This is a genomic window from Arthrobacter sp. AK01 (assembly GCF_021109375.1).
In the GTDB taxonomy this organism is placed as follows: Bacteria; Actinomycetota; Actinomycetes; order Actinomycetales; family Micrococcaceae; genus Arthrobacter.
The window spans coordinates 55536-63103 of sequence record NZ_JAJOHP010000028.1; the positions used below are offsets into that span (position 1 = coordinate 55536).

Consider the following 7568-nt stretch of genomic DNA (forward strand, 5'->3'; position numbering starts at 1 on the left):
GAACATGACCATTACATCCAACGAACAGCTCACCGTTACCCTCGGCTCAAGCGGCGTGACCCCGGAAGACGTCGCCGCCGTCGCCCGCCACGACGCCAAGGTGACCATCTCCCAGGACGCCCTGGACAACGTTGCCAAGGTCCGTGCGCACATTGATGATCTGGCTACCAGCGATGTCCCCGCCTACGGCATTTCCACGGGCTTCGGTGCGCTGGCCAACCGCCACATCCCCAACGACCTCCGCACCCAACTGCAGAAGTCGCTGATCCGCAGCCACGCCGCAGGAATGGGCCCGGCTGTAGAACGCGAAGTGGTCCGCGGCATCATGTTCCTCCGCGCCAAGACCCTGGCATCGGGCCGCACCGGCGTCCGCCCCGTGGTCCTGCAGACCATGGTGGACGTCCTCAACGCAGGCATCACCCCGCTGGTCCGCGAGTTCGGTTCGCTGGGTTGCTCCGGCGACCTCGCCCCGCTGTCCCACTGTGCGCTGGTCCTCATGGGCGAAGGCGAAGCAATGGGTCCCGACGGCGAACTGTACGGAACCGCAGGCAAGCCGCCTGTCGCTGAGCTTCTTGCGCTGCACGGCATCGAGCCGGTCACCCTTGCCGAGAAGGAGGGCCTGGCCCTCGTCAACGGCACCGAAGGCATGCTTGGCATGCTGCTGATGGCCATCGCCGATATCCGCTTGCTCCTTGCGACGGCGGATGTCACCGCCGCGCTCAGCGTCGAGGCGCTGCTCGGCACGGACCAGGTGTTCCTCCCGGAGCTCCACGCCGCACTCAGGCCGCACCCCGGCCAGGCCGCCAGTGCGGACAACATGCTGCGTGTGCTGTCCAACTCGCCGATCGTCGCATCCCACCGGATCAACGACACCAAGGTCCAGGACGCCTACTCGCTGCGCTGCGCTCCGCAGGTTGCCGGCGCTGTCCGCGACACCGTGGACCATGCCGCGCTGGTGGCGTCCCGCGAACTCGCCGCAGCGATCGACAACCCGGTGGTCCTCCCGGACGGCCGCGTGACGTCCAACGGCAACTTCCACGGCGCTCCCGTGGCCTACGTCCTGGACTTCCTGGCCATCGCCGTGGCGGACCTGAGCTCCATCGCCGAACGACGCACGGACCGTATGCTCGATCCCGCCCGCTCGCACGGACTGCCGGCCTTCCTCGCCGGAGACCCCGGCGTTGACTCCGGCCTGATGATCGCCCAGTACACGCAGGCCGGCCTGGTCTCGGATAACAAGCGCCTGGCCGTTCCGGCGTCGGTGGACTCGATCCCGAGCTCCGCCATGCAGGAAGACCACGTGTCCATGGGCTGGCACGCTGCCCGGAAGCTGCGCAAGGCCGTGGAGAACCTCCGCCGAGTGCTCGCCGTCGAGCTTGTCACCAGTGCCCGTGCCATTGACATGCGGACGCAAATGTCCGACGGCGAACTCACCCCGGGTCCCGCCGGTACGGCTGTGCTTGAGGTGCTTCGTGAAGTGGTCCAGGGTCCCGGTACCGACAGGTTCCTGTCGCCGGAACTGGAAGCGGCTGACCGTTTGGTCGGCTCCGGAGCGGTCCGTGCGGCCGCCGAATCCGCCGTCGGCATATTGGCCTGACGTCGAATAAAACGCTCATTTGATGGGCATATTTGTCACGCCCCGGTCTTTGTTCGCAACGCAATCACCGGGGCGTGGCAAATGTAGTAGAACTTATGGTGTACGTCACGTCCACGCCAATGGTGTCGTGGGCTTGACGGTCAACCGTTCGAACAACTCAATACACAACAGAGAACATCCACAAAGGGGTAGAAGTTCAATGAAGGCACGCGGAGCAGTCCTGTCCAGGCGAAACGCTCACTCGGCTACGGTTTCCGACTGGAAGACGCTGAACGTTGGCGAGGCGGTGGAAGTGGTCAAATACGCCCACGTGATCGCCACCGGCCGGGTCGAGGAAATTTCCAGCAGCGGGAATGTGGTGTGGCTTGAGCACTCGGGCCCCGGCGTCACCGAAGAGGGCAAGGAACTGTTCATGAAGTCCGACGGCGTCACTCTCCGCCGGGCATAGGTACCCAATTGCGACCTGCTTGGGTGGGATAGTTGTTAAACAGAAACCGGGGCTCGTTCCCTTCCGCGGGTAGTAGATGCGGAAGGGGACGGGCCCCGGTTTTTGGCGTCGCTGCCAGAAAATACGTTGGGGGTATCAGGCGGCGAGGACTTCGTGGGTCTGACCGAAGGGAACGGATTCGTCCAGGGCCACGGTGTAGGTGCCGGGCTCGTGGCGCGTCACCAGAATTCCACAGGCAGCGTCTGCTGCTGCGTTTTCGATCAGGGCATCCACTGCGCGGTCGAGTCCGTCGTGGATCTCGTCTGCCTTCGAGAAGGACAGGCGAATTTCGCGTTCTGCAGTCATTGCAGGGGTCATTGGGGGCCTCCTATTACGTGCCGCATGCGAGGGCGACCCATCAATCATAATCGCTGAGACCCGAAAATATGTAAGATGACTGGCAGGTGAGTGACCTGGGTCTCATCTGCGAACCATGGCGCGGAGCAGTTTTACCGCCACGGAAAGAGCCGCGATGTCCACCGGACCTGGCTTGATGGCTTCCTGGATGGTCTCCTGGATGCGCGCCAATTGTTCGATGTTTCCGTGCTCCCAATCCATGATCCGTTCCACGGGATCAGCAGCCACGGTGGACCGCGGAGTATGCCGGACCACCGCCTTGGTCATGTCGGCCAGGACCAGATACATGTCGTCCCTCAGCGCTGCCCTCGCCAACGACTCCCAGTGCGTGTCGCGCGGAAGCATGGTGATGTGTTCCAGCAAGGGGATTGCGGAGATCCGCTCAAAAACGGCGAAGTACACCTCCGCCACGCCCTCTGCCGGCTCCTGCAGTTCCTCGGCGATGGCGGAAATGTCCAGCAGTCCGTAGCTGACCAGGAGCTCTGAAGCGCGGATCCCCAAAGAGTGCGGCAGGCCGACGGCGTCAGTGTGGGCGAGGCGCTTCAAAGAATGCGCCAGATTGATGCCATGCAGCAACCCGGTGAAATTGGCGCGCATCAAGGACATCGGTTGTTCAAGCCGGGCCAGGGCATCGGAGATCGGCTTGTCACGGAAATCGTGGGTCACGTACCAGCGCACGGACCGGTCCAACAGGCGCCGCATGTCCAGGGCCACGGCTGCGCCATGCTCGCTGGGTGTGCTGGCCGGCAGTCGGGCGATGGCCTGCGTTACCGAGTCCAGATCCCAGACGTTCCGCATCACCACGAACGCGCGTGCTACGGCCGCGGCTGACACGGTGGTCTCTTCCATGGCCCGGAAGGCGAACGCAATGCCACCCATATTGATCATGTCGTTGGCCACCACAGTGGCTACGATCTCCCGGCGCAGCGGGTGGGTGGACAGATGTTCGCCGAACCGCTCCGAGACTTGTTGGGGGAAATAGTCGTGGAGCGTCTGCGAGAACCACGGATCGTCGGCAAGGCCTCCCTCCGTGAGTTCCCGGGCCAGCTCGATTTTGGCGTAGGCGGCCAGCACTGCGAGCTCGGGGGTTGTCAGCCCCTTGCCCGTCAGGACGCGGGCCTGGAGTTCCTCGTTGCCGGGGAGGAACTCCAGGTCCCGGTCCAGGTCGGTGACTGACTCAAGCCAGTCCATGGTCCTTTCGAAGCTGGGGCTCCACTCGACGGCCAACTGCTTGTCATTGAGCAACAGGACGTTCTGGTGGTCATTGGTTTTCAGCACCAGCTTCCCCACTTCACCTTGGAGTGAGTGCAGGAATACGGTCCGTTCGGCCGCAGGCATCCTGCCGGCCGCGATCATACGGTCCAGGAAGACCTTGATGTTCACCTCATGGTCGGAACAATCCACCCCTGCCGAATTGTCGATCGCATCGGTGTTCACCAGGATGCCCGCCAGCGCAGCCTGGATCCGGCCGCGCTGGGTGACGCCGAGGTTGCCGCCTTCAGCGATGATATGGGTGCGGAGCTGGTTGCCATCAACGCGGATGGCATCGTTCGCTTTATCCCCGACGTCGGCATGGGACTCCGTGGACGACTTCACGTAGGTGCCAATTCCGCCGTTGTACAGCAGGTCCACCGGCGCCATGAGGATCGCCTTGAGGAGCTCCGGCGGACTCATGACCTGCTGGCCGTTGGGTTCGGAGCCTGCTTCCAGCCCTGCACCCTCTTCCAAACCCAGGGCGAGCCGGACCTCCTCGGTAATCACTATTGACTTCGCCGTCCTCGCGAAGACACCGCCACCCGGGCTCAACCTTCCCGGGTTGTAGTCCGCCCAGGATGACCGGGGGAGCTTGAACAGGCGTTCCCGCTCGGCATAGGACTCCAGCGGATCTGGTGTGGGGTCCAGGAAGATATGCCGATGATCGAACGCAGCTACCAACTTGATGTGCTTGGAGAGAAGCATGCCATTGCCGAAGACATCACCGCTCATGTCCCCGATGCCCACCACGGTGAAATCCTCCGCGGTTGAATCGATCATGAGTTCACTGAAATGGTGGCGCACCGATTCCCATGCGCCGCGGGCCGTGATGCCCATCTGCTTGTGGTCGTAACCCACTGAGCCGCCGGAAGCGAAGGCGTCCCCCAGCCAGAAGCCGTACTCCTCCGCCACAGCGTTGGCGATGTCTGAGAAGGCGGCAGTTCCCTTATCCGCCGCGACCACCAGATAGTAGTCGTCGCCATCGTGGCGTACCACCCGGGGCGGGGTCGCCACCCGGCTGTTGCTGCCGCCGTCGGGATCCGGCATGAGGTTGTCCGTGACGTCCAGCAGCCCACGAATAAAAGTCCGGTAGCTTTCCTGGCCCTCCGTGAGCCAAGCAGCGCGATCCTCCGCCGGATCCGGTAGTAGTTTGGGGAAGAAACCACCTTTGGCGCCGGTGGGAACAATCACGGCGTTCTTGACAGTTTGTGCCTTCACCAGCCCAAGGATTTCCGTCCGGAAGTCCTCGCGCCGGTCCGACCACCGGAGTCCTCCGCGGGCCAACGGTCCGAAGCGCAGGTGGACCCCCTCAACGCGGGGTGAGTAGACCCAGATTTCGAATTTAGGACGTGGCGCCGGTGCGGCCGGAATGCCGGACGGATTGAGTTTGAAGCTGATGTATGGCTTGTCCAAGTAGAAATTGGTGCGCAGCGTGGCGTCCACCAGGCTTGCGAGCGTCCGGAGGAGTCGGTCGGCGTCCAGGACCGGGATGGCGTCGATAGCCTCGCCAAGTCTGGCACGGGCTGCGTGGATGGCCTGCGTACGATGGCTCAGTTCGCTGCTGCCTTCCTCAAAAACATCGCCGTCAGGCCGGTGTGCGTGGCTGTTGAGTTCGGGATCAAACAGGTCCGGCGCATAGCTGTCCGGATTGAACTTCGCCTCGAAGAGTTCCAGGAGCGCATGTGTTGCCTCCGTGTTCGCCCGGAGTGTGTCCGCGATGAAGCCGTAAGAGTTGGTGCTCCCCAATTGCCGCAAGTACTTGGCGTAGGCGCGGAGGATAGCCACCCGCCGCCAACCGATGCCTTCGCGGATGACCAAGGCATCGAAGGCGTCCGACTCCGCAGCGCCGCGCATGGCGGCGCAGAACGCGCCGCCCAGCAGTTCGCCCGTGGTCAACGGGTCCACCCCGCGCGGGTACTTCAGCCCGAGGTCGTACAGAAAGAACTGTCGGCCATCTCCACGCTGGACGTCGAACGGACGCTGGTCCAGTACCTTCAAGCCAAGGTTGTGGAAGAACGGAAGGATCTGGGTGAGGCTCTGGGGGCGGGTCAAATACAGCCTGATCCTGGCATCTTCGATGAGAACAGCAGTTCCGGGTCGTTTGTAGACGGTCAGCAGCGGGTCTGGTTCCTCGCTGTGGCCCGGCGGAAAGCTCTCGAACTTCGAGATGTCCGCCACCGCGTCCTCTACTTCGAAATCGGCTTTGTAACTGGCAGGGAAGGCCGCGGCCCATTCGCGGGAAAGCCGCCCGGCCTCCTCCAACGGGTAGCGCGCCTGCAGCGCTTCAGCCAGGCCTTGGGCCCAGGTCCTGGTAGCGGCGATGATCCGCGGCTCCAGTACCGAGGCATCTACGACGCCGGGAGTCCCCTGACGCGTCGACGCCGCCTGCGGTAACAGCACCCGGAAGAACACCCTGGCCATGGCGGATTCGCCCAAGCGGAGCTCAAACTCGATGGAGTCCGCACCGAATGCCTCGCGCAGTTCGCGTTCAATGTTGAGCCTGACTGCGGTGCTGTACCGACGGCGCGGGAGGAACACGAGCGCTGTCATGAACCGTCCATAGGAGTCCGGGCGCAGGAACAGCCGGGTGCTGTGGCGTTCCTGGAGGCGCAGGATTTCGCGGGCATGGGCGGCGAGCTGTTCGGCGTCGATGTGGAATAGCTCATCGCGGGGATAGCCCTCCATGACGGCCAGGAGTTCCTTGCCGTGATGCGAGCTGGGCGGGTAGCCAAACGCCCGCAGCACTTCCTTCACGGTGTCCCGGATGACAGGAATCTCCAAGGCCGATTGCGCCGTGGAATTGGGGGAGAAGAGACCAACAAAGGTCTGTCCGCCGTCCTTCCCCTCCGTGCCGGACGAGGCCACCGTAATCTCGTCGAGGTAGGCGCGGCGCAGGACCGTGGAGCGCTGGGCGGACTTGGTGAGCGTGAGGATCCGGGGTTCTGCCCCCGGAGGATTCCTGTGCAGTTCCTCTGCGTCCCTCGGTTCCCGCAGCACGCCAAGCCCGCGGCGCCCGCGAAATCCGAGGAACACGAAGTTCCCGTCGCCCAGCCATTGCAGCAGCTCGCGGGCTTCCCTGGCTTCAGGATCCGAGCCTGCCCGCTCACCCAAGGCCCTGACCTCGCGGGCCAGTTCCTCATGGATTGCAGCATGGTCCTCAGCGGCGGTCCGGACATCGTGCAGGACCCTGTGCAGCCGGCCAATGAGGAGTTCCGTCCCGGGCTCGTCCGGGAGCCTTGGAATCTCGATCGCCATCCACGCCTCGGCGAGTGGTCCGCCGTCGTACTCCTCTTGTTGGGCGGGCACCTGCGCACTGGTGCCGGCGGTGGAAGCTTCGACGCTGGCGGGGAGCCCGGTGCGGTGCGGTGCCCGCTGGATTTCGGTCAGGCGATGGGTGGCTGGATCGCGGGTGACGCTGAAGGTGGGATGGACGAGGAGTCGGATGGAGGCGGTATCCCGGGCGATCTCCGCAGTGACGGAGGGGAGGAGGTAGGGCATGTCATCTGCCACGACGGCCACCACGCTGGCGTCGGACTCATGCAGAACTCCGATGACGGCCTGCCCCGGTTCCCGCCGTTCGGCCAACGACCGGTGGTAGCGGGCGCGCTCCAGCAGCGTTTCCGGCGTGTAGTTGCGGGCGTCGTCCTCGGCCACGTGCTCGTAGTAGTCGGTCAGGAATCCGTCCGCCGGCTCGGTGCTGGAGGACATATTCTCATGATCGCTTAAACCCCGCGAGATGGCACCTCATGCCACTGTTTGAGCGGCAAAGTCAACTGGTGGGAGCAACGCTGGGGGTTAGGCCGCTTGTAGCAGCTGGTTTAGTCGGTTGGCTGGTGTTTCGAGGTTCAGGGTTGGTCTGGGTCGGCGGTTGAG

The 7568-nt window shown here is 63.8% G+C and carries 4 protein-coding genes; 2 read left to right on the plus strand and 2 right to left on the minus strand.

What is annotated here, in order from left to right; all coding sequences use genetic code 11:
* Positions 1–4 precede the first annotated feature (4 nt).
* Together hutH and LN996_RS11885 are read left to right on the plus strand one after the other, a co-directional pair.
* Positions 5–1597 carry a histidine ammonia-lyase gene (hutH, locus tag LN996_RS11880; protein ID WP_231340585.1) on the plus strand — a complete coding sequence of 531 codons (1593 nt, stop codon included), beginning with the start codon at positions 5–7 and terminating at the stop codon, positions 1595–1597.
* A gap of 199 nt (positions 1598–1796) precedes the next feature.
* Positions 1797–2045, plus strand: a complete 249-nt coding sequence (locus LN996_RS11885; RefSeq protein ID WP_159709121.1) for a hypothetical protein — start codon at positions 1797–1799, stop codon at positions 2043–2045.
* Between the two features lie 135 nt (positions 2046–2180).
* Here the strand turns inward: LN996_RS11885 and LN996_RS11890 are convergent, their stop codons facing one another.
* Positions 2181–2402: a hypothetical protein gene (locus LN996_RS11890; RefSeq protein ID WP_090823628.1), complete on the minus strand. Its 222-nt coding sequence runs from the start codon at positions 2400–2402 to the stop codon at positions 2181–2183.
* Between the two features lie 102 nt (positions 2403–2504).
* Positions 2505–7403, minus strand: coding sequence for an NAD-glutamate dehydrogenase (locus tag LN996_RS11895; RefSeq protein ID WP_231340586.1), 4899 nt, complete (start codon positions 7401–7403; stop codon positions 2505–2507).
* Between the last annotated feature and the right edge of the window lie 165 nt (positions 7404–7568).